This is a genomic window from Klebsiella sp. GG_Kp146 (assembly GCF_040061975.1).
GTDB lineage: Bacteria > Pseudomonadota > Gammaproteobacteria > Enterobacterales > Enterobacteriaceae > Klebsiella > Klebsiella quasipneumoniae.
Window position 1 is genome coordinate 69,201 of sequence record NZ_JBEAHA010000008.1, and the last position, 21,326, is coordinate 90,526.

16 protein-coding genes and 1 pseudogene are annotated in these 21,326 nt (G+C 58.5%); 3 read left to right on the forward strand and 14 right to left on the reverse strand.

Annotated features, from left to right (window positions below; all coding sequences use genetic code 11):
- Nucleotides 1-6 precede the first annotated feature (6 nt).
- The 3 genes from ABLU95_RS09825 to glpE are packed head-to-tail and all read right to left on the reverse strand — an operon-like array spanning nucleotide 7 to nucleotide 2,025.
- The gene (locus ABLU95_RS09825; RefSeq protein WP_002920548.1) at nucleotides 7-765 is read right to left on the reverse strand and encodes a DeoR/GlpR family transcriptional regulator; all 759 of its coding nucleotides are present in this window, start codon (nucleotides 763-765) and stop codon (nucleotides 7-9) included.
- Nucleotides 766-814: 49 nt separating this feature from the next.
- A complete protein-coding gene (gene glpG, locus ABLU95_RS09830) occupies nucleotides 815-1,645 on the reverse strand; it encodes a rhomboid family intramembrane serine protease GlpG (protein WP_004151408.1) in 831 nt (276 codons plus the stop codon).
- A 50-nt stretch (nucleotides 1,646-1,695) separates the two neighbouring features.
- Complete coding sequence (gene glpE, locus ABLU95_RS09835) at nucleotides 1,696-2,025, reverse strand: thiosulfate sulfurtransferase GlpE (RefSeq protein WP_023291211.1); 330 nt, start codon at nucleotides 2,023-2,025, stop codon at nucleotides 1,696-1,698.
- 204 nt (nucleotides 2,026-2,229) lie between these two features.
- On the opposite strand from glpE, the gene glpD reads away from it, so the two are divergent.
- Nucleotides 2,230-3,738, forward strand: coding sequence for a glycerol-3-phosphate dehydrogenase (gene glpD / locus ABLU95_RS09840; RefSeq protein ID WP_004202136.1), 1,509 nt, complete (start codon nucleotides 2,230-2,232; stop codon nucleotides 3,736-3,738).
- Between the two features lie 101 nt (nucleotides 3,739-3,839).
- Here glpD and glgP read toward each other — a convergent pair whose 3' ends face one another.
- From glgP to asd, 6 genes are all read right to left on the reverse strand, one after another.
- Nucleotides 3,840-6,287: a glycogen phosphorylase gene (gene glgP / locus ABLU95_RS09845; protein WP_023291212.1), complete on the reverse strand. Its 2,448-nt coding sequence runs from the start codon at nucleotides 6,285-6,287 to the stop codon at nucleotides 3,840-3,842.
- 17 nt (nucleotides 6,288-6,304) lie between these two features.
- Nucleotides 6,305-7,738, reverse strand: a complete 1,434-nt coding sequence (glgA, locus tag ABLU95_RS09850) for a glycogen synthase GlgA (RefSeq protein ID WP_004202133.1) — start codon at nucleotides 7,736-7,738, stop codon at nucleotides 6,305-6,307.
- Nucleotides 7,738-9,033, reverse strand: coding sequence for a glucose-1-phosphate adenylyltransferase (gene glgC / locus ABLU95_RS09855; protein WP_002920566.1), 1,296 nt, complete (start codon nucleotides 9,031-9,033; stop codon nucleotides 7,738-7,740). The genes glgA and glgC overlap by 1 nt, the downstream gene beginning before the upstream one ends.
- Nucleotides 9,034-9,113: 80 nt before the next feature.
- Nucleotides 9,114-11,090 carry a glycogen debranching protein GlgX gene (glgX, locus tag ABLU95_RS09860; protein ID WP_348879334.1) on the reverse strand — a complete coding sequence of 659 codons (1,977 nt, stop codon included), beginning with the start codon at nucleotides 11,088-11,090 and terminating at the stop codon, nucleotides 9,114-9,116.
- Entirely contained in the window at nucleotides 11,087-13,273 is a 2,187-nt protein-coding gene (gene glgB / locus ABLU95_RS09865) for a 1,4-alpha-glucan branching enzyme (protein WP_348879336.1), read from the reverse strand. The genes glgX and glgB overlap by 4 nt, the downstream gene beginning before the upstream one ends.
- Nucleotides 13,274-13,511: 238 nt before the next feature.
- Nucleotides 13,512-14,618, reverse strand: coding sequence for an aspartate-semialdehyde dehydrogenase (gene asd / locus ABLU95_RS09870; RefSeq protein WP_086075520.1), 1,107 nt, complete (start codon nucleotides 14,616-14,618; stop codon nucleotides 13,512-13,514).
- Between the two features lie 103 nt (nucleotides 14,619-14,721).
- Here asd and ABLU95_RS09875 point away from each other — a divergent pair.
- Nucleotides 14,722-15,083 (forward strand): annotated as a pseudogene (locus tag ABLU95_RS09875) (hypothetical protein).
- On the opposite strand, the gene gntU reads toward ABLU95_RS09875, so the two are convergent.
- From gntU to ABLU95_RS09900, 5 genes are all read right to left on the reverse strand, one after another.
- Nucleotides 15,080-16,420, reverse strand: a complete 1,341-nt coding sequence (gene gntU, locus ABLU95_RS09880) for a gluconate transporter (protein WP_004202127.1) — start codon at nucleotides 16,418-16,420, stop codon at nucleotides 15,080-15,082. The pseudogene ABLU95_RS09875 and the gene gntU overlap by 4 nt on opposite strands.
- Nucleotides 16,420-16,950, reverse strand: a complete 531-nt coding sequence (gene gntK / locus ABLU95_RS09885; RefSeq protein ID WP_004202126.1) for a gluconokinase — start codon at nucleotides 16,948-16,950, stop codon at nucleotides 16,420-16,422. Before gntK ends, gntU begins: the two co-directional genes overlap by 1 nt.
- A gap of 180 nt (nucleotides 16,951-17,130) precedes the next feature.
- On the reverse strand, nucleotides 17,131-18,126 hold the full coding sequence (gntR, locus tag ABLU95_RS09890; protein WP_023291217.1) for a gluconate operon transcriptional repressor GntR: 996 nt from the start codon (nucleotides 18,124-18,126) through the stop codon (nucleotides 17,131-17,133).
- Between the two features lie 239 nt (nucleotides 18,127-18,365).
- A complete protein-coding gene (locus tag ABLU95_RS09895) occupies nucleotides 18,366-19,061 on the reverse strand; it encodes a pirin family protein (RefSeq protein ID WP_002920779.1) in 696 nt (231 codons plus the stop codon).
- A gap of 121 nt (nucleotides 19,062-19,182) precedes the next feature.
- Nucleotides 19,183-20,220 (reverse strand): oxidoreductase, encoded by a 1,038-nt coding sequence (locus tag ABLU95_RS09900; protein ID WP_065883153.1) that lies wholly within the window; start codon nucleotides 20,218-20,220, stop codon nucleotides 19,183-19,185.
- 264 nt (nucleotides 20,221-20,484) lie between these two features.
- Here ABLU95_RS09900 and ABLU95_RS09905 point away from each other — a divergent pair, with 264 nt between their 5' ends.
- Entirely contained in the window at nucleotides 20,485-21,126 is a 642-nt protein-coding gene (locus ABLU95_RS09905; RefSeq protein ID WP_132134641.1) for a polymer-forming cytoskeletal protein, read from the forward strand.
- Nucleotides 21,127-21,326 lie beyond the last annotated feature (200 nt).

The window sequence follows — 21,326 nt, forward strand, 5'->3', positions numbered from 1 at the left end:
TGTCGCTTAGCACAGCTCGAGCTGGAGGTTGTTATCGGTGATGACCTTGAGCACGCCCGCCGGGGGCAGCACATCGGTATAGACCGCATCGACCATGCTGATGCTGCCCATGTTGACCATCGCGTTACGGCCAAACTTGGTATGATCCACCACCAGCATCACGTGGCGTGAATTCTCAATAATCGCGCGCTTGGTGCGCACTTCATGATAATCAAACTCCAGCAGCGAGCCATCGCTGTCGACGCCGCTGATGCCGAGAATGCCGAAGTCGAGACGGAACTGCGAGATAAAGTCGAGGGTGGCTTCCCCGATGATCCCGCCGTCGCGGCTGCGCAGTTCGCCGCCGGCGAGAATAATGCGGAAGTCCTCTTTCACCATCAGCGTGTTGGCGACGTTCAGGTTATTGGTCACAATCCGCAAATCGTTGTGATCGAGCAGGGCGTGCGCCACCGCTTCCGGCGTGGTGCCGATATCGATAAACAGCGTCGCCCCGTCCGGGATCTCGCTGGCCACCCGCCGGGCGATACGCTCTTTCTCCGCCGTCTGGGTCGCTTTGCGATCGTGCCAGGAGGTGTTCACCGAGCTGGAGGGCAGCGCCGCGCCGCCGTGATGACGGAGGATCATTTTCTGTTCGGCTAAATCGTTCAGGTCGCGGCGGATGGTCTGCGGGCTGACCGCGAACTGCTCAACCAGCTCTTCCGTGCTGACGTAACCCTGTTTTTTTACCAGCTCGATAATGGCGTCATGACGTTGTGTTTGTTTCATGAAATATCCCTGGAAAAATGTCGCCTACCCGACCCCTGTCGGTAAGTCTTTATGCGCGTTTTCGCCCATGCAAGGTATCGACAAACGCCATCGCCAGGCCGGTCGCCAGACCAGCCACGTGCGCGCCGTTGGCGATCGCCATGCCGAAAACGTCAAACCAGCCAGCAATTAACCACACTAAAGAGAAGAGTATCAACCCGCGCTGCAGATAAATACCGCTCTGCGGATCGCGCTCGCCCCGCAGCCAGACATAGCCCATCAGCGCGTAAACCACGCCCGACAGCCCGCCAAACCATGGGCCGCTAAACTGATGCTGCACAAAGCCGCTCAGCAGGGCGCTGATGACGGTGATCACCACCAGCTTGCCGCTGCCGATGCGCTTTTCCACCGCGCCGCCGAGATACCACCACCATAGCAGGTTGAAGAGAATATGCATCAGCGAGAAATGCATGAAAGCATGGCTGAAATAGCGCCAGGCTTCGAACTGCAGCGAAGGATCGTAGGGCCAGGCCAGCCAAATCATCACCGGCTGATCGCCCAGCAGATTTTGCAGGATGAATACCGCGATGCAGATCAGCAGAATCGCCCAGGTGAACGGGCCGGCGTTATGCCGCAGCGTGGCAAAGAAAGGAAAGCGCTGATAGCGCAACCCGCTGTTGGTCTGACCGGACTGCCAGCTCGCCGCCAGATAGCGCGGGTCCGCCGGGTTTTCGAGAAAACGCGCCAGCTCAGCCCTGACGCGTCCGGCCTGACTCTCATCAGCCAGCCAGACGTCGCTCTGGGTGTGCTGCTGGATAGTCAGGATAATCCCCTGCGTCGCCATATAATCGACAAACGCCTGGGCCACGCGCGGGTTGGCAAAAGAGGTAATCATTAACATGCAGCGAATCGCTTATTCCACACAAAGGGAGATAGTATACCTGCCAGTCGTTAAAACGTCCCGTGCGCCACTTCCGCCGGGAAATGGCGATGCCAGGCGTCGAACCCGCCGTCAACGCTGTAGACCTTATCAAACCCCTGCTGCAGCAGATACTGCGCGGCGCCCTTGCTGCTGTTGCCGTGATAGCACATCACCATCACCGCCGTGTCAAAGTCGTTGTCACGCATAAACGCGCCCAGGGTATCGTTGGTCAGATGAAACGCGCCCGGCGTATGGCCCATCGCATAGCTTTGCGGATCGCGGATATCGACCAAAACCGCCGTCTGCTGATGCAGTTTCTGGTGCGCTTCTTCAACGTTGATACATTCAAACTGTTCCATGGTTCTCTTCTCTTTCTCGTCATGACGGGCAGTGGCCGGCCCAATTTTACCCTGTAGTGTACCGTCAGGCGGTAAAGAAACGCCAATATGTTACACCCATCACTCCAAAATGTTTTTTTGATGTTACCAAAAGCGCGTTTGTTTGCTATAGTGAGCGATATCGAGCATTTGTGAGCTTAAACGAAAGTGTGAGAGGGTAAGAACGTGGAAACCAAAGATCTGATTGTGATAGGCGGAGGCATCAACGGTGCCGGTATCGCGGCAGATGCCGCCGGGCGTGGTTTATCCGTACTGATGCTGGAAGCGCGCGATCTCGCCTGCGCCACCTCCAGCGCCAGTTCCAAACTGATCCACGGCGGGCTACGCTACCTCGAACACTATGAGTTCCGCCTGGTCAGCGAAGCGCTGGCCGAACGCGAAGTGCTGTTAAAAATGGCCCCGCATATCGCCTTCCCGATGCGCTTTCGTCTCCCGCATCGCCCGCATCTGCGTCCGGCATGGATGATCCGCATCGGCTTGTTTATGTACGATCATCTGGGCAAACGCACCAGTCTGCCGGGATCCACCGGCTTGCGTTTTGGCGCAGAATCGGTACTTAAGCCGGAAATTGTGCGCGGTTTCGAATATTCCGACTGCTGGGTCGACGATGCCCGCCTGGTGCTGGCCAATGCGCAGATGGTCGTCCGCAAAGGCGGCGAGGTGCGGACCCGCACTCGCGCCATCTCGGCAAAACGGGAGAACGGCCTGTGGGTGGTGGAAGCGGAAGATATCGATAGCGGCGAGAAGTTTACCTGGAAGGCGCGCGGTCTGGTCAATGCCACCGGTCCATGGGTCAAACAGTTCTTCGACGAAGGGATGCATCTCCGCTCGCCTTACGGTATTCGCCTGATCAAGGGCAGCCACATCGTGGTGCCGCGGGTGCATACCCAGAAGCAGGCCTACATTCTGCAAAACGAAGATAAACGTATTGTGTTTGTTATCCCGTGGATGGATGAGTTCTCCATCATCGGCACGACGGACGTCGAGTATAAGGGCGATCCGAAAGCGGTGGCCATTGATGATAAAGAGATTAATTACCTGCTGAACGTCTATAACGCGCACTTTAAAAAGACCCTCAGCCGGGACGATATCGTCTGGACCTACTCTGGCGTCCGTCCGCTGTGCGACGACGAGTCGGATTCACCGCAGGCGATCACCCGCGACTACACGCTGGATATTCACGATGAGAACGGTCAGGCGCCGCTGCTCTCCGTCTTCGGCGGGAAGCTGACCACCTATCGCAAACTGGCCGAGCATGCGCTGGAAAAACTGACCCCCTATTACAAAGGGATCGGCCCGGCATGGACCAAAACCGCGGTGCTCCCCGGCGGCGATATCGGCGGCGACCGCGACGACTACGCAGCAAAACTGCGCCGTCGCTTCCCGTTCATCAGTGAATCACTGGCCCGCCATTATGCCCGCACCTACGGGAGCAACAGCGAGTGGATCCTGAAGGAAGCCAGCGCTCTGAGCGATCTGGGGGAAGATTTCGGCCATGAGTTTTATGAAGCCGAGCTGAAGTATCTGGTTGAGCATGAATGGGTGCGCAGCCTGGATGACGCCATCTGGCGTCGAACCAAACAGGGCATGTGGCTGAATGGCGAGCAGCAGGCGCGCATCAGCGAATGGCTGGCGCAGCATGCGGGAAAGTCTGAGCTGTCGTTAGCGTCTTAACGCGCCCGGCTGCGCGGGCCTGCGCAAACGCCTGAGGCCGGATCCAACCGCAATAATGAAACAACGGGGCCAAATGGCCCCGTTGTGTTGCGTTGACTGGCTTACAGCCTTACCGGGTCGATATGCCAGATGTATTTCGCGTACTCCTGGATCGTCCGGTCGGAAGAGAAGTAGCCCATATTGGCAATATTCAGCATCGCCTTGTAGGCCCACTCTTCCGGATGTTGATACAGCTCGTCGACGCGATCCTGGCAGTCTACATAGCTACGATAGTCCGCCAGCACCTGGTAGTGGTCGCCAAAGTTAATCAGCGAATCCAGCAGGTCGCGGTAGCGCCCCGGTTCCGCCGGGCTGAAAACGCCGGTACCGATCTGCGTCAGCGCCTGGTGAAGCTCTTCATCCTGCTCGTAATATTCGCGCGGTTTATAGCCGCTGCGACGCAGCTCCTCCACCTCTTCCGCGGTGTTGCCGAAGATAAAGATATTCTCTTCGCCCACGTGCTCCTGCATCTCCACGTTCGCCCCGTCGAGGGTGCCGATCGTCAGCGCGCCGTTAAGGGCAAACTTCATATTACTGGTGCCGGAGGCTTCCGTGCCTGCGAGCGAGATCTGTTCCGACAGGTCTGCCGCCGGAATGATCAGCTGCGCCAGGCTAACGCTGTAGTTGGGGATAAAAACGACCTTCAGCTTGTCGCCAATCTGCGGATCGTTATTGATCACCGCCGCCACATCGTTGATCAGGTGAATAATATGCTTGGCCATGTAGTAGGCTGAAGCCGCCTTACCGGCGAAAATGTTCACCCGCGGCACCCACTCCGCCTGCGGATCGGCTTTGATCCGGTTATAGCGGGTAATGACGTGCAGCACATTCATCAGCTGGCGTTTGTACTCGTGAATGCGTTTGATCTGCACATCAAACAGCGCCTTCGGATTCACCACCACATTAAGCTGCTGCGCAATATAGCTGGCCAGCCGCTGTTTGTTTTCCAGTTTAGCCTGACGCACTGCCTGATTGACCGTCGGATAGTCGATATGCTGCTTCAGCTCGTCAAGCTGGCTCAGATCGGTCCGCCAGGTGCGGCCGATATGCTCATCCAGCACTTTGGAGAGCGGCGGGTTGGCCAGCGCCAGCCAGCGGCGCGGCGTGACGCCGTTGGTCACGTTGATAAAGCGCATCGGGAAAATTTTGGCGAATTCGGCAAACAGCGACTCCACCATCAATCGGGAATGTAGCTCCGACACCCCATTGACCTTGTGGCTGACCACCACCGCCAGCCAGGCCATCCGCACGCGACGGCCGTTTGACTCGTCGATAATCGAGGTCCGGCTGAGCAGCGCGGTATCGTTGGGATACTGCTCCTGCAGGGTCTTGAGGAAGTAGTCGTTAATCTCAAAGATAATCTGCAGATGGCGCGGGAGAATTTTGCCCAGCATATCCACCGGCCAGGTCTCGAGCGCTTCGCTCATCAGGGTATGGTTGGTATAGGAGAAGACCTGACAGGTCACCTCGAACGCCTCGTCCCAGCTGAATTTATGCTCGTCGATAAGCAGGCGCATCAGCTCCGGTATCGACAGCACCGGGTGGGTGTCATTCAGGTGGATGGCTATCTTGTCCGCCAGGTTGTCATAGGTCTTATGCAACAGATAGTGGCGGTTCAGAATATCCTGCACCGTGGCCGAGACGAGGAAATACTCCTGGCGCAGGCGCAGCTCGCGGCCGGAGTAGGTCGAGTCGTCCGGATAGAGGACGCGGGAGACGTTTTCGGAGTGGTTCTTATCCTCTACCGCGGCGAAGTAGTCGCCCTGGTTAAACTTACCGAGGTTAATTTCGCTACTGGCCTGCGCGCTCCACAGACGCAGCGTGTTGGTGGCGTCGGTGTCAAAGCCGGGGATAATCTGATCGTAGGCTTCGGCAATGATCTCTTCCGTCTCTATCCAGCGGGTTTTCTTCCCCTCCTGCTGAATGCGGCCGCCGAAGCGCACTTTATAGCGGGTGTTGTGGCGCTCAAACTCCCACGGGTTACCGTACTCCAGCCAGTAGTCAGGGGACTCTTTTTGCCGGCCATCGACGATATTCTGTTTAAACATCCCGTAGTCGTAGCGGATCCCGTAGCCACGTCCCGGCAGCCCCAGCGCCGCCAGGGAGTCAAGGAAGCAGGCCGCCAGGCGGCCCAGACCGCCGTTGCCAAGCCCGGGGTCGTTCTCTTCATCGATCAGCTCTTCGAGATCGAGCCCCATCTCCGCCAGCGCGCTGCTCACATCGTCATAGATGCCGAGCGACAACAGGGCATTCGAGAGGGTACGGCCGATCAGGAACTCCATCGACAGATAGTATACCTGGCGCACTTCCTGCGAGAGCTGCGCGCGGTTGGAGCGCAGCCAGCGCTCCACCATGCGATCGCGAACGGCAAACAGCGTGGCGTTAAGCCATTCATGCTTGTTGGCGATGGCCGGATCTTTACCGATGATAAACATCAGCTTATAGGCAATAGAATGTTTTAACGCCTCAACGCTCAGCGTCGGTGATGCATAGCTAAAGGGTACATTCATAACAATGACTCCAGTGATTACATCAAGCGTTGATAAAGTTCGCGATAGGAGTTCGCGGCAACCTGCCAGCTAAAATCCATATTCATCGCCTGACGCTGCACATAGCGCCAGAGCGATGGGCGCGACCAGAGGACAAAGGCGCGACGTATAGCGCGCAGCAATGACAGCGCATTGCTGTCCTCAAAGACAAAACCTGTCGCCAGACCATCGGCAAGGTTCTCCAGCGAACTGTCAGAGACCGTGTCCGCCAGCCCGCCTGTGCGGCGCACCAGCGGCAGCGTACCGTACTTCAGACCGTACAGCTGGGTCAGGCCGCAGGGTTCAAAGCGGCTCGGGACCAGAATGACGTCGGCGCCCCCCATAATGCGGTGGGAGAAGGCCTCATGATAGCCAATCTGCACCCCCACCTTGCCCGGGTGTTCGGCAGCGGCGGCAAGGAACCCTTCCTGCAGCACCGGGTCGCCAGCGCCCAGCAGCGCCAGCTGGCCGCCCTGCTCAAGCAGGCCCGGCAGCGCTTCGAGCACCAGATCCAGCCCTTTCTGGCTGGTGAGACGGCTGACGACGGCAAACAGCGGCGCTTTATCATCGACCTTCAGGCCCATGGCGATCTGCAGCTGACGCTTGTTCTCCGCCTTCTCCTCCAGCGTGTCGCGATCGTAGCGCATCGGCAGCAGGAGGTCGTTTTGCGGGCTCCAAATACCGTCGTCAACGCCGTTGAGAATTCCCGACAGCCGCCCTTCATGATGGCGCTGACGCAGCAGCCCCTCCATGCCGTAGGCGTACTGCGGCTCGGTGATCTCGCGCGCATAGGTCGGGCTCACCGCCGTAATATGGTCGGCGTAGTAAAGACCGGCCTTCAGAAACGAGATCTGGCCGTTAAACTCGAGGCCATGCATGTTGTAAAACGACCACGGCAGCTCGATATCATTCATATGCCAGGAGTAAAACATCCCCTGGTACGCCAGGTTGTGCACGGTAAAGACCGATTTAGCCGGACGCCCGCGCGCCGCCAGGTAGGCCGGCGTCAGGCCGGCGTGCCAGTCGTGGGCATGGACCACATCCGGGCGCCAGAACGGATCCAGTCCGCTGGCCATTTCGCTTCCCACCCAGCCCAGCAGCGCAAAGCGCAGAACGTTGTCGGTATAAGCGTGCTGGTTGGTATCGTGGTAAGGGCTCCCCGGCCGGTCATAGAGATGCGGGGCGTCTATCAGATAGATCCCCACGCCGTTAAAGTGGCCGTACAGCAGCGTGATCCGCCCGGCGAACGTATCCCGGCGGGTCACCACCTGGGCATCCACCACGCCGCGGCGGATATCGGGAAACGCCGGCAACAGCACGCGCGTATCGATACCCTCCGCGATTTGCGCCGCCGGCAGCGCGCCGATGACGTCCGCCAGACCGCCCGTCTTTAACAGCGGGAACATCTCAGAACATACATGTAAGACCTGCATTAGCGCTCCTGTTTGTGCCCCAATTTCCGCAGCATGTCGCGGGTCACCAGCACGATACCTTCCTCTGAGCGATAGAAGCGGCGTGCATCCTCTTCCGCGTTCTCACCAATCACCATTCCTTCCGGGATGACGCAGGCGCGGTCAATCACGCAGCGACGCAGGCGGCATGAGCGCCCCACCCAGACATCTGGCAACAAGACTGCCGAATCAATGTTACAGAATGAGTTCACCCGCACGCGCGGGAACAGCACCGACTGTACCACCACCGACCCGGAGATAATGCAGCCCCCGGAGACCAGCGAGTTCAGGGTCATGCCGTGGCTTCCGGAACGGTCCTGCACGAACTTCGCCGGCGGCAGCGATTCCATATGGGTACGGATCGGCCAGTTCTGGTCGTACATATCCAGCTCCGGCGTAACTGACGCCAGATCGAGGTTGGCCTTCCAGTAGGCCTCCAGCGTCCCCACGTCGCGCCAGTACGGCTCGGCGTTCGGGTCGGACTGCACGCAGGAGAGCGGGAAAGGATGTGCATAAGCCATGCCAGCTTCGGTGATCTTCGGAATGATGTCTTTGCCGAAATCATGGCTGGAGTTCTCGTTGCGATCGTCTTCCTCCAGCAGCTCATAAAGATAGGCGGCGTCGAAGACATAAATGCCCATGCTGGCCAGCGATTTGGTCGGGTCGGTCGGCATCGCCGGCGGGTTGGCGGGTTTCTCGACAAACTCAATGATTTTTTCGTTTTCGTCGACCGCCATGACGCCGAAGGCGGATGCCTCTTCAATGGGCACCGGCATGCAGGCCACGGTGCAACGCGCCCCTTTTTCGACATGGTCGATCAGCATGCGCGAGTAGTCCTGCTTATAAATATGGTCGCCCGCGAGGATCACCACGTACTCGGCCTTGTAGCGGCTGATGATGTCCAGGTTCTGCGTCACCGCGTCCGCCGTGCCACGATACCAGTTTTCGCCGTGTACGCGCTGTTGGGCCGGCAGCAGATCGACAAACTCGTTCATCTCTTCGCTGAAGAACGACCAGCCGCGCTGGATGTGCTGCACCAGCGTATGCGACTGATACTGGGTAATAACGCCGATGCGGCGGATCCCTGAGTTAATGCAGTTAGATAATGCGAAATCGATAATACGGAACTTGCCGCCGAAGTGAACGGCAGGTTTCGCACGCTTAATGGTGAGATCCTTAAGCCGGGTGCCACGGCCGCCCGCGAGGATCAACGCCACGGATTTGATAGGTAATTGACGCGCCAGCATCAGCGGATCGTTTTTTTCAAGCCTAACCATGATTAACTCCTTTTTACACCCCCGCTTTCCTGCTCATCCCGCCGCGCCGCCGCCACGGGTTCAACCGGAAGCTTCAGGGCTTACGACCTTTGAAATACGCACACTCCGTGCGCGGGCCCATGCCAGACAGCCATGATGACCGGATTATCCTCTCCGGCGAATGGAGGAACGGCGCGCCATTCCCCCTCGGGTAAAACCATATCGACCACCTCTGCGGTGGCGTTCAGCGTGAGCAGCCAGCGATCCGACAACTGGATCTGCATACACGCTGCCCCCTGCTGCCACTCCCCGGCAGTCAGCGGCTGGGCATGGCGATTAAGCCAGCGGACGCTGCCATCCCCCTCCTGCCACCAGCGGTTGCGGGTGAGCGCTGGAATGCGCCGGCGCAGGTGGATCAGCGCCGCGGTAAAGGCGGTTAATCCCGGGTTCGCCTGGCGCCAGTCGAGCCAGGTCAGGGCGTTGTCCTGACAGTAGGCATTATTGTTGCCGTGCTGGCTGTGGCCCTGCTCATCGCCCGCCAGCAGCATCGGCGTCCCCTGAGCCAGCAGCAGCGTCGTCAGCAGCGCATGCACGCTGGCGCGTCGCCGTTCAATCACCGCAAAATTAGCTTCTAATCCTTCTATACCATGATTGTTGCTGTAGTTATTGTTAGTCCCATCGCGATTCTCCTCCCCGTTCGCCTCATTGTGTTTCTGATTGAAACAAACGCAGTCGCGCAGCGTGAAGCCATCGTGGGCCGTCACCAGATTGACCGTCGCCGATGGCGGCTTGCCATCACGGGCAAAGAGATCGCTGGAGGCCGCGAAGCGTTGCGCGAAATCCCCCAGGGAGACGTTTTGCTGCAGCCAGAAGCGGCGGGCGCTATCGCGAAAATGGTCGTTCCACTCGGCGAACAGCGGGGGATAATTGCCCACCTGGTAGCCCCCCGGGCCGATATCCCAGGGTTCGGCGATCAGTTTCACCTGCGACAGCACGCTGTCGTGGCGGATAGCCTCGAACAGCGGCGCATCCTGGCGGAATTCCGGCGTCCGCCCCATCACTGAGGCGAGATCGAAGCGAAAACCGTCGACATGGCACTCATCCACCCAGAAGCGCAAACACTGGCGCGCCAGTTCCACTACCCCCGGGTGGCTGAGATTGAGCGTATTCCCGCACCCGGTCCAGTTGTGATAATCGCCATCTTCCCTTACCCAATAATAGCTACGGTTGTCGATTCCGCGCAGGGAGACGGTGGGACCTTCAAGATCGATTTCCGCGCTATGGTTGAGCACGATATCCAGAATCACCTCGATACCGGCGGCATGTAGCGCCTTAACCGCATCGCGAAACTCATCCAGGGCGCGCGTCGGGTCGCTGGCATAGCGCGGATCCAGCGCGAACCAGGCCAGCGGGTTGTAGCCCCAGTAGTTGCTCAACCCCATCCGCTGCAGTCGCGGCTCGCTGGCGAACTGCGCCACCGGCAACAGTTCAAGGGCGCTGATGCCCAGCGATTTGAAGTAAGCGATCATCACCGGGTGGCCCAGCGCCTTATACGTTCCGCGAATGGCTTCCGGCAGCTGCGGATTAAGCAGGGTGAGCCCTTTCACGTGCGCTTCATAAATCACCGTTTCCCCCCACGGGGTACGCGGCGGTTTATCGCCCAGCCAGTCGTAACGCAGATCCACTACCTGCGATTTTGGCGCTATCGCGGCGCTATCGCGATGATCCGGTTGCCACATTCCGCCGTGCAGGCGCTCGTCGTCCGGCAGATCGCCCTCAACCCGGTGAGCGCAGGGATCGAGCAGCAGCTTGGCCGGGTTAAAGCGGTGTCCCTGCGCCGGATCCCAGGGGCCATGCACCCGGTAGCCGTAGCGCAGGCCCGGCCCGACGGCAGCCAGCCAGCCGTGCCAGATGTCGCCGCTGCGCGCCGGGAGATCGAAGCGTTGCTCGTTGCCCTGCTCGTCGAACACGCACAGCTCCACCCGCTCCGCGTGGGCGGAGAAGAGGGCGAAGTTCACCCCCTTGCCGTCATAGCTGGCGCCCAACGGCGCAGGCTTGCCTGCCGCGAGGTTGGTCATTGCGCCTCCCGGACCAGCCAGATCGTCGCCAGCGGCGGCAGGGTCAGGGACAGCGAATGTTCGCGACCGTGGCTGGGGATGGCATCACTTTCCACCACCCCGCCGTTGCCCTGGTTGCTGCCGTGATAGTGCATTGAGTCGGTATTCAACGCCTCGCGCCAGCGGCCCGGCTGGTTGATGCCGAAGCGGTAGTCGTGGCGCGGCACCGGCGTGAAGTTGCTGGCGACGATAATCTCGTTCCCCGCCCGGTCGCGGCGCACAAAGACAAACACTGAGCGCTCGTGGTCATCCACCACCAGCCATTCGAAGCCGTACGGGTCAAAGTCCAGCTCGTGCAGCGCCTTATGGTGGCGATAGGTATGGTTCAAGTCGCGCACCAGCCGCTGGACGCCGTGGTGCCAGTTGTCGCCGCCCTCCAGCAGATGCCAGTCGAGGCTGCCGTCATGGTTCCACTCGCGGCCCTGGGCGAACTCATTGCCCATAAACAGCAGCTTTTTCCCCGGGAAGGCGAACAGCCAGCCGTAGTAGGCGCGCAGGTTGGCGAACTTCTGCCAGGCGTCCCCCGGCATGCGGTCGAGAATCGATTTTTTGCCGTGCACCACTTCATCGTGGGAGAGCGGCAGCACAAAGTTCTCGGTGTAGTTGTAGAGCATGCCGAAGGTCATTTTGTCGTGATGGAAGCGGCGGTGCACCGGATCGAGTTTCATGTAATCCAGGGTGTCGTGCATCCAGCCGAGGTTCCATTTGAACCAGAAACCGAGGCCGCCGCCGGCTGGCGGACGGGTTACCCCGGCGAAATCGGTGGACTCTTCCGCCATGGTGACCGCGCCCGGCGTCTGTTCGCCAAGGATGCGGTTGGTGTTGCGCAGAAATTCAATGGCTTCCAGATTTTCCCGGCCGCCGTATTCGTTGGGGATCCACTCCCCCGCCTTGCGGCTATAGTCGCGATAGATCATCGAGGCCACCGCGTCGACGCGCAGAGCATCGATGCCGAAGCGTTCGATCCAGTACAGCGCATTTCCCACCAGGAAGTTGCTGACTTCGCGGCGTCCGTAGTTGTAGATCAGGGTATTCCAGTCCTGGTGATACCCCTCGCGCGGATCGCTGTGCTCATACAGCGCGGTGCCATCGAAAGAGGCAAGGGCAAAATCATCCGCCGGGAAGTGGCCAGGCACCCAGTCCAGAATGACGTTTAGCCCGGCGGCGTGCGCGGCGTTGATAAAGTAACGGAAATCATCGCGGGTGCCGAATCGGCGGGTCGGCGCATAGAGGCCGGTGGGTTGATAGCCCCAGCTGCCGTCGAACGGGTGCTCGTTAACCGGCAGCAGCTCGAGATGGGTGAAGCCCATCCATTTCGCGTAGGGCACCAGCTGGTCGGCCAGCTCGCGGTAGCTCAGCCAGAAATTATTGTCGGTATGGCGACGCCATGAGCTAAGATGCACTTCATAGATAGAGACAGGGGCATCGAACTGGTTCGCCGCTTTGCGGTCCGCCGGCTGTTCGACTTTAGGCGGCAGGTCGCAGATAAGCGAGGCGCTTTCCGGACGCATTTGCGATTCAAAGGCGTAAGGATCGGCTTTGACCCGCAGATGGCCGTGGGCGTCAATCAGCTCGAATTTATACAGCTGGCCATTGTGCGCGCCGGGGACGAACAGTTCCCAGATGCCGGACTCTTTGCGGAATCGCATCGGGTGGCGCCGGCCGTCCCAGTAGTTAAATTGCCCCACCACCGAAACGCGACGGGCGTTCGGCGCCCATACCGAGAAACGGGTGCCGGTGACGCCGTCCATGGTGGCGGCGTGCGCGCCCAGCGTTTCGTAAGGGCGCAGGTGGGTCCCTTCCGACAGCAGCCAGACGTCAAGATCCTGCAGCAGCGGACCAAAGCGATAAGGGTCATCAATCAGATTCTGCTGCCCGTGCCAGGTGACGGCCAACTGATAGCGAAAGGCGTTTTTACGCCGCGGCAGAACGCCGCTGAAGAAACCACGCGAGTCGAGGCATTCGAGCTTGCCGACTTTGCGTCCGGTTTTCGGTTCAATAACCCACACATCGGTGGCATCGGGTAATAATGCGCGCACTTCCAGCCCGGCGTCGGTACGGTGCATGCCGAGCACGGAAAAAGGGTCCGCGAAATGACCGGCGATTAGCGCATTAATCACGTCTCTATCGATATGATTAGACATGCTTTCATCCTGTTGTAAGTGTCGCTCATTCCTGTAACTGGCGACTTTTTTTGACCTGAACGGCGCAGCGCTTTCTGCATCCTTCTGCTCCGTCCCACCTTCAGGTAAGGAATTCCTTACTTAAAGCATAGCCAAGGCTGAGTTACCTCCGTGGGGAAAAATCTAACATCCGCGTTTACTCCTTGTATTACGCAAAAAAAAAGGGGGCTCGAAGACCCCCTTTCTGTTCATCCTGCGCTTACGCCAGCTGGCGAAGCATCCGGCGCAGCGGCTCCGCGGCGCCCCACAGCAGCTGGTCGCCAACGGTAAAGGCCGACAGATACTCCGGCCCCATATTCAGTTTACGCAGGCGTCCTACCGGGGTGGTCAGGGTGCCAGTCACCGCGGCTGGGGTCAGCTCGCGCATGGTAATGTCGCGATCGTTCGGTACCACTTTAGCCCACGGGTTATGCGCGGCCAGCAGCTCCTCAACGGTCGGGATAGAGACATCTTTTTTCAGCTTGATGGTGAACGCCTGGCTGTGGCAGCGCAGCGCGCCAACGCGGACGCACAGGCCGTCTACCGGGATAACGGACGAGGTGGCGAGGATCTTGTTGGTCTCCGCCTGGCCTTTCCACTCTTCGCGGCTCTGGCCGTTATCCAGCTGTTTGTCGATCCACGGGATCAGGCTGCCCGCCAGCGGTACGCCGAAGTTATCCACCGGCAGCTCGCCGCTGCGGGTCAGCGACGTCACTTTGCGCTCGATCTCCAGAATGGCGGAAGCCGGGTCCGCCAGCTCTGCCGCGACATGGTTGTGCAGCTGGCCCATCTGGCTCAGCAGTTCGCGCATATGACGCGCGCCGCCGCCGGAAGCCGCCTGGTATGTCGCCACGCTGACCCACTCCACCAGATCCTGGGCAAACAGGCCGCCGAGGGACATCAGCATCAGGCTGACGGTACAGTTGCCGCCGACAAAGGTTTTTACGCCGTTGTTCAGGCCGGCGGTGATCACGTCCTGGTTAACCGGGTCGAGGATAATGATCGCATCGTCCTTCATGCGCAGCGAAGAGGCAGCGTCAATCCAGTAACCCTGCCAGCCGCTTTCGCGCAGCTTCGGGTAAATCTCGTTGGTGTAATCGCCGCCCTGGCACGTGACAATAATGTCCAGTGCCTTCAGCGCGTCCAGATCGAACGCATCCTGGAGCGTGCCACCGGTGCTACCGCCGAAAGACGGCGCTGGCTGTCCCAGCTGGGAGGTAGAGAAGAACACCGGGCGAATGGCGTCGAAATCGCGCTCTTCAACCATGCGTTGCATGAGAACAGAGCCGACCATTCCGCGCCAGCCGATAAAACCAACATTTTTCATAACGTATTCCTGCGAGGTGTGTGCTGTTTGTGCCTGACCAGTTTCCAACTGGATTATCCCTCACCTTACAAAATGCAGCTAAAGTCGCAAGTGAAATTAATCAATGATTGCTGAACAATCAGAAAAGCAACTTATCCTGCACATTGTCCACCGTCGCTGGTCGTCGTCAAAGCGCAATGATTATCGGGGAAATCACCAAGGGAATGGAACATTTTCCGTCGCGATTTTATTGATCCTGATTATGGATTAAGCGCGAAATCCGCTGATTTCCCCCTTGCCAAAAACAGGCAACAAACCCAGGTGCAGCAAGGCTTGCCGAAGGATACGAGCATCGTCGTAGCGCTAATAAAGGCGAGGAGCGGAAAGAGAAAAGAGGGAAAAAGCGCGGCTTATCGCCGGGAAGCCAGGGTAAACGGCGTTACCCTGGCTTTTGGCCACCCGCGAGCGGGTGGCGAACAGACTTAGCTCAGCAGCTGGAAGGCGATCATGCCGACAATCGCCCCGGTGGTGCCGAGGATGGTTTCCATCATCGTCCAGGTTTTCAGCGTCTGGGCTTCGGTGGCGCCGGTAAATTTACCGAACAGCCAAAAGCCGGCGTCGTTCACATGGCTCACGACAATCGAGCCGCCGGCGATACAGATAGACAAGGCCGCCATCTGCGCGCCGCTGTAGTTCAGCTGCTCAATCACCGGCATCACCAGGCCGACCGCCGTCAGGCACGCCACGGTGGCGGACCCCTGGATGATACGCACCGCCGCCGCCAGCACGAAGCAGGTAATGGCAATTGGCAGCCCCATGCCGGTCAGCGCTTCACCCAGCGCCGGGCCGACGCCGGAGTCAACCAGCACCTGCTTGAAGACGCCGCCTGCCCCGATCACCAGCAGGATAATGCCCGCCGGCTGCAGCGCATGACCGCAGATCTCCATCACCCGGTCTTTCGCCATCCCCTGACGTACCGCCAGGCCGTAGATCGCCACCAGGCAGGCTACCAGGATCGCGGTGAATGGGTGACCGATAAATTCAAACCATTCGTAAGCGGTCGACCCCACCGGCACAAAGCGCGCGGCGATGGTTTTCAGGCCTACCAGCACCAGCGGCAGCAGGATCAGCGACAGGCTGAAGCCGAAGGAGGGCATTTTGCCTTCGCCGAGATGCGGCTCCGTCACGTCGTCAGGAATATGCAGCTCAACGTAGCGGCTGATGAAGTTGCCCCACAGCGGCCCGGCGATAATCATTCCCGGAATGGCCGCGCACAGGCCAATCAGGATCATCCAGCCAAAGTCGGCGTGCATTTGCGACGCCAGCAGCATCGGCGCCGGTCCCGGCAGCAGGAACGCCGCGGCGGCGGCCACCCCGGCAAACAGCGGGATCACCAGCTTCACGAGGTTAGTGCCGGTATGGCGCGCCATCGAGAAGGCGACGCTGATCAGTAGCACGATCGCCACTTCGAAAAACAGCGGCAGCGCGCAGATGAGGCCGGCGAGACCAATCGCATAGTGCGCGCGATTGTGGCCGAAGGATTTGAGCATCTTGACGGCAATCTGATCGACCGCCCCCGTTTCATGCAGGATCTTCCCGAACATCGCGCCCAGCGCGACGACGATCGCCAGGAAGCCCAGCGTACCGCCCATCCCCTTTTCCATCGTCGCCGCGATTTTATCCAGCGGCATGCCGGAGAAGAGACCTGCGCCAATAGAAACCACCATCAAAGCCACGAAGGCGTGCATCCGCGCCTTCATGACTAAAAACAGCAGCAGCAATACCGAGCCGACTGCTGTTAAAACAAGCGTTAAAGTACTCACTAGTGACTGCCTTTGTTGATCACCTCAATGGTGCTGGCCACCACGCCTTCCAGCGGCTGGTCGATATCGACGATAAGCACATCGCTCTCGTCGGCGCCTGGTTCCTGCAGCGTTTCAAACTGCGTCACCAACATTTGGGTTTTGAAGAAGTGTCCTTTACGCGCCTTCAGACGGTTTTCGATCACCTCGAAGTCGCCTTTCAGGTAGATGAAGGAGAGGTTCGGGTTGCCCTTGCGCAGAATGTCGCGATAGCTCTTCTTCAGCGCCGAACAGACGATCAGCGACACCTTATTGGTACGCTGCATGGCAAACGCGGCGTCATTTAGCGCCTGCAGCCACGGGGTACGGTCGTCATCGTTGAGCGGCTCACCGGAGGCCATCTTGGTGATATTGCTGCGCGGATGCAGAAAGTCGCCGTCGAGAAACGCGGCATGCAGCTGATGCGCCACTTCGCTGGCGACAGCGGATTTCCCGCTGCCGGAAACGCCCATCAGAACGTAGACGTGGTGATCATGATTAGTCGTGCTCAAAGCATCCTCCCACCGGACAGGTACGCCGCGCCGGGGCTGACTCATTGAGCGCGAAGGCGGCGTATCGGTTAATTGTTACGGGTAACTGTTATCGGTAACATTGTCATGCCGGACCTGTGGAGAAGCAATATCCATTCGTGCCAGATGTGAATATGTGTGATCTACTTCAAACTTGTCAGTTTAAATTGATCCGCCCGGTGACAATGTGAAACCTAAATCTAACATCTTAGGGGTAATCGCTTCGCCACGAATGCGCGCCAGCAGACGTTCGGCGCCAATGCGCCCCATCCGCTCGCGCGGGGTCAGGACGCTGGCCAGCCGCGGCTCCATCACCTGGCCGATATCGTGGCCGTGGAAACCGGCTATCGCCATGTCGTCCGGGATCTTCAGCCCCAGGCGCTGGCACTCAAAGGCCGCGCCGACCGCGAGGTCATCGTTGGTGCAAAAGATGCCGTCAAGCTGCGGGTATTCGCGGCGCGCCTGGCGCATCAGCTCAATCCCGGATGAATAGGACGAGGACTGCTCCACCATCACGCTGTAGGGCGTCATGCCCGCATCGAGCATCGCCTGCTCGTACCCCTTCTGTTTGATGATAGTACGTTCATCAAGACGCGCGCCGAGATAAGCAACGTGGCGGTGGCCGCGGGCGATAATCGCCGCCGTCATCTGCCGCGCCGCTTCGAAGTTATCGAAACCGACCGCGATATCAAGGCACGGTGACTGGCTGTCCATTAGCTCCACCACCGGAATGCCGGCGACTTCAATCATCTTCAGAGTGCGGGGCGTATGGGTGCGTTCGGTGAGGATCAGGCCGTCAATGTTCCAGGAGAGCATCGATTCGAGGCGTTTCTCTTCCATTTCCGGCTTGTAGCCGTAGTGCGCCAGCATGGTTTGATAGCCGAAGGCGTCAGTGACGCTTTCAATCCCGCGCAGCACTTCCGAGAACACCTGGTTGGTTAACGATGGCAGCAGCACGCCAATGGCGCGGCTGGTGGCGTTGGAGAGAATGTCAGGGGCGCGATTGGGAATATAACCCAGTTCATCGAGGGCAACGGCAATCTTGCCACGCAGCGCTTCGGAGACCTGCTCCGGGTTGCGTAAATAGCGACTGACCGTCATTTTGGTCACGCCGACAAGATCGGCTACATCCTGAAGTACGGGTCTTTTCTTTTTCATCGTCCTGACTGTGATCAACGGGGAACATTTTCTCAGTTTATCACGGACAAAGCGCAACCTTCCCTAACATGAGGGAAGGCTACGCAATTTATTTATACCTATCATACTTCGAGTTGCATGCGCGTTGGCTTTCCTCGCTCACCCCCAGTCACTTACTTAAGTAAGCTCCTGGGGATTCTCTGCGTCGCCGCCTTTCTGCAACTCGAATTATTTTGGGTATAGACGACCTCAGATAACGATCAAACCGGCGGCAGATCGAACAGCAGGATTTCGCTATCGCTGTCGGCATGAACCGAAATCGCCTGCTCGTCCCAGATAGCCAGACCATCGCTGGTAGTGGCTTTGGTACCGTTGATGGTCACTTCGCCTTTGACGACCTGGATCCAGACGCGACGTTCCGCGGCAATCTGGTGAACCGATTGCTCATCTTTCAGCAGCGCCCAGCGATACAGCTCCATATCCTGATAGACCTTCAGCGAGCCATCCCGTGCATCCGGCGACAGCACCAGCTGTTTGCCCTGGGCGGCGTCGAAGCGGCGCTGCTCGTAGCGCGGGGTAATGCCGGTTTCTTCCGGAATAATCCAGATCTGGTACAAACGCAGACGATCGGTTTTGCTCGGGTTGTACTCAGAGTGACGCACCCCGGTACCCGCGCTCATGATCTGGAACTCGCCCGCCGGCACCTGCTCTTTGTTGCCCATGCTGTCCTGGTGCTCCACCGCCCCTTCCAGCACATAGGTCAGGATCTCCATATCTTTATGCGGGTGGGTACCGAAGCCCTGACCGGCGTCGATGACGTCGTCGTTAATCACCCGCAGGGCGGAGAAGCCCATAAAGTTCGGGTCGTAGTAGTTGGCGAAAGAGAAAGTATGCCAGGAATCCAGCCAGCCATGGTTAGCGTGGCCACGTTCGTTCGCTTTGCGTAAGTAGATCATGTTGCACCCCCATATGTTTTCGATGGAGTCAGTGTGGACCCATTTCGCCGACGATCATAGAGGGTGAAAATTGACTCCTCTGTTCAAAAAATATGAACAAGCGCAGAGGAGCCGCTTGGGCTTATTTCACCAGAGTAATGGTGGCCGGTGAGGGCTGGTCAAAGCCGCGCTGCAGGATCTCCATATTGGTAAGAACGTCAGATTCCTTGACGTAATTTGGCTGGCCGTTGACGAGGGTGTCGTACAGCGCGTCGTAGACCCGACCATAGTCGCCGCTCTCCAGCGGGACCGCTTCGCGCACCGTCTCCCCCGCCTCGTTGACATACACCAGCTCGCCGACGCTGTCGTCCGCGCCAAAGCCCGGCTCGCCCGGCATGATATTGGCTTTCAGGCTGGTCTCCTGCTGGTCGATACCATATTTCACAAACGAGCCTTTATGGCCGTGGACGATGAATTTCGGGTAGTCGATCTGCACCAGGTGGCTGGTCTTAACGATGGCCTTCAGATCGCCGTAGAACAGCTGGGCCTCAAAGGTATCATCCGGGTTAGCTTTGTTGCGCAGCGAGCGCAGATCGTAAGCGACATGGTCCGGGCGGCCGAACAGCGAAATAATCTGGTCCAGGGTATGCACGCCAAGGCCATAGAACTCGCCGTTTTGCGGGCCGCCGGGGTTGGTCTCCGCCAGCGGGCGGTAGTTGTCAAAATGGCTTTCGATCTCCACCAGTTCGCCAAGTTTGCCGCTCTCAATCACCTTTTTAGTGGTCAGGAAGCAGGAGTCGAAGCGGCGGTTCTGGTAGGGCGTCACCGTCAGGCCTTTGCTGTTCGCCAACGCAAACAGGGTCTTGGCTTCCTCCAGCGTCGGGGTGAACGGCTTTTCCACCAGCACGTTTTTCCCCGCCTCCAGCGCCTTTTTCGCATAGTCAAAATGGCTGTCGGCATGGGTGCAGACCACCACCAGCCTGACCTGCGGGTCGTTTAATACTTCATCGAGATCGCTGGTGAAATGGATGTGGGAATACTGCGGCGCCTGCTCCTCGGGCTTCGCCCGACGGCGATAGATGTGCGCCACCTGCCAGCGGTCCTGGCGGTGTAACACGTAAGGAAGATGGTAGCGGGTGGTGCTTTTGCCGAAGCCAATAAATGCGCAGTGCAGAGTCATAACGCTGTCCTTAGTTAATGAGCTACCTTCAACCATAGCGCAAGCCGGGACATGACTTCATCCTCTCAGTCCGTTTTCCGTGAAGATTCGTCAAAAAAATAGGTCTCGTACCATCCATACGTAATTATTAATAACTCATTGATTAACAACAGATTAAATCGACATTTTTCGGTTAAATATCTTGATCTCAATGGCGAAACTGCGGATAAGTGGAGGGCAAACCAGGACGTTGCTGATGACTAACGGAGTAGCCAGCCGCTACGGATGGACAAACAGTATCTCGCCTTAAACGGCGCCCTTTTTTTCTGGCTTCTCGCGCTGATCGCCTGGTCTGTCGATGCGATCGTGCCGGCGCGCCTGGCGGCCGCCTGCGCACTGGTCGCCTTTCTCCTCCATAGCCAACGGAACAAAATTAACGCGATGTTTATTAAGAAAAATAAAACGGAACCTCAGACGTCAGAAGTGGCCACGCCTCCGGCAAACAACCCAGAATCCCAGGCGGTCGCCAGCAAAAAACAAGAGACCACGGTCATCGCCAGCGGGGTGCATTTCGTCGGCAATATTGTCGCCAGCGGCCATGTCTATATTCACGGCCAGCTTACCGGCAACATTGAGGCGAAAGAACATCTGATTAAGGTGATGCGTGAAGGTCAGGTCGAGGGCAACATCAGCTGCCGTGAGCTGATTATTGATGGCAAGGTTCAGGGCCAGTGCCGCGGCGACAGCATCACCATTGAGGAGCACGGCAATCTGGATGGCACCCTCGCCTATCGCTCGCTGGCGATTAAAAAGGGCGGCCAGTTCACCGGCAGCGCCGAGGTGCTGGCCGCGGCGGAAAGCAAAAGTCATCTCATCGGCCTGGTTGCGGAAGACGGCGTGATGTCCGCCAGGACGCAAAGCGCCTGAGGTAGCAGCAAAAAAAAAGCCAGCACCCGGCTGGCTAAAGTAATACTGGAAGCAATGTGAGCAATGTCGTGCTTTCAGGCTTTCCGCAAGGGTCTTCCTGAATGCAGGACAATAATAATCATTCTCATTCGCACTTGTCTATCTTTTTTTTGCAAAAAACGGCATTGACTCCCCGGCTGCCGTCAGAGATGGTGAAGGAG

What these genes read in the sequence shown, in the direction of transcription:
- glgB (WP_348879336.1), bottom strand. Translation starts at nt 13,273, where the DNA reads ATGTCTAATCATATCGATAGAGACGTGATTAATGCGCTAATCGCCGGT.
- glgC (WP_002920566.1), bottom strand. Translation starts at nt 9,033, where the DNA reads ATGGTTAGGCTTGAAAAAAACGATCCGCTGATGCTGGCGCGTCAATTA.
- glpG (WP_004151408.1), bottom strand. Translation starts at nt 1,645, where the DNA reads ATGTTAATGATTACCTCTTTTGCCAACCCGCGCGTGGCCCAGGCGTTT.
- ABLU95_RS09895 (WP_002920779.1), bottom strand. Translation starts at nt 19,061, where the DNA reads ATGATCTACTTACGCAAAGCGAACGAACGTGGCCACGCTAACCATGGC.
- ABLU95_RS09825 (WP_002920548.1), bottom strand. Translation starts at nt 765, where the DNA reads ATGAAACAAACACAACGTCATGACGCCATTATCGAGCTGGTAAAAAAA.
- gntR (WP_023291217.1), bottom strand. Translation starts at nt 18,126, where the DNA reads ATGAAAAAGAAAAGACCCGTACTTCAGGATGTAGCCGATCTTGTCGGC.
- glgX (WP_348879334.1), bottom strand. Translation starts at nt 11,090, where the DNA reads ATGACCAACCTCGCGGCAGGCAAGCCTGCGCCGTTGGGCGCCAGCTAT.
- glgP (WP_023291212.1), bottom strand. Translation starts at nt 6,287, where the DNA reads ATGAATGTACCCTTTAGCTATGCATCACCGACGCTGAGCGTTGAGGCG.
- glgA (WP_004202133.1), bottom strand. Translation starts at nt 7,738, where the DNA reads ATGCAGGTCTTACATGTATGTTCTGAGATGTTCCCGCTGTTAAAGACG.
- ABLU95_RS09900 (WP_065883153.1), bottom strand. Translation starts at nt 20,220, where the DNA reads ATGACTCTGCACTGCGCATTTATTGGCTTCGGCAAAAGCACCACCCGC.
- glpE (WP_023291211.1), bottom strand. Translation starts at nt 2,025, where the DNA reads ATGGAACAGTTTGAATGTATCAACGTTGAAGAAGCGCACCAGAAACTG.
- ABLU95_RS09905 (WP_132134641.1), top strand. Translation starts at nt 20,485, where the DNA reads ATGGACAAACAGTATCTCGCCTTAAACGGCGCCCTTTTTTTCTGGCTT.
- asd (WP_086075520.1), bottom strand. Translation starts at nt 14,618, where the DNA reads ATGAAAAATGTTGGTTTTATCGGCTGGCGCGGAATGGTCGGCTCTGTT.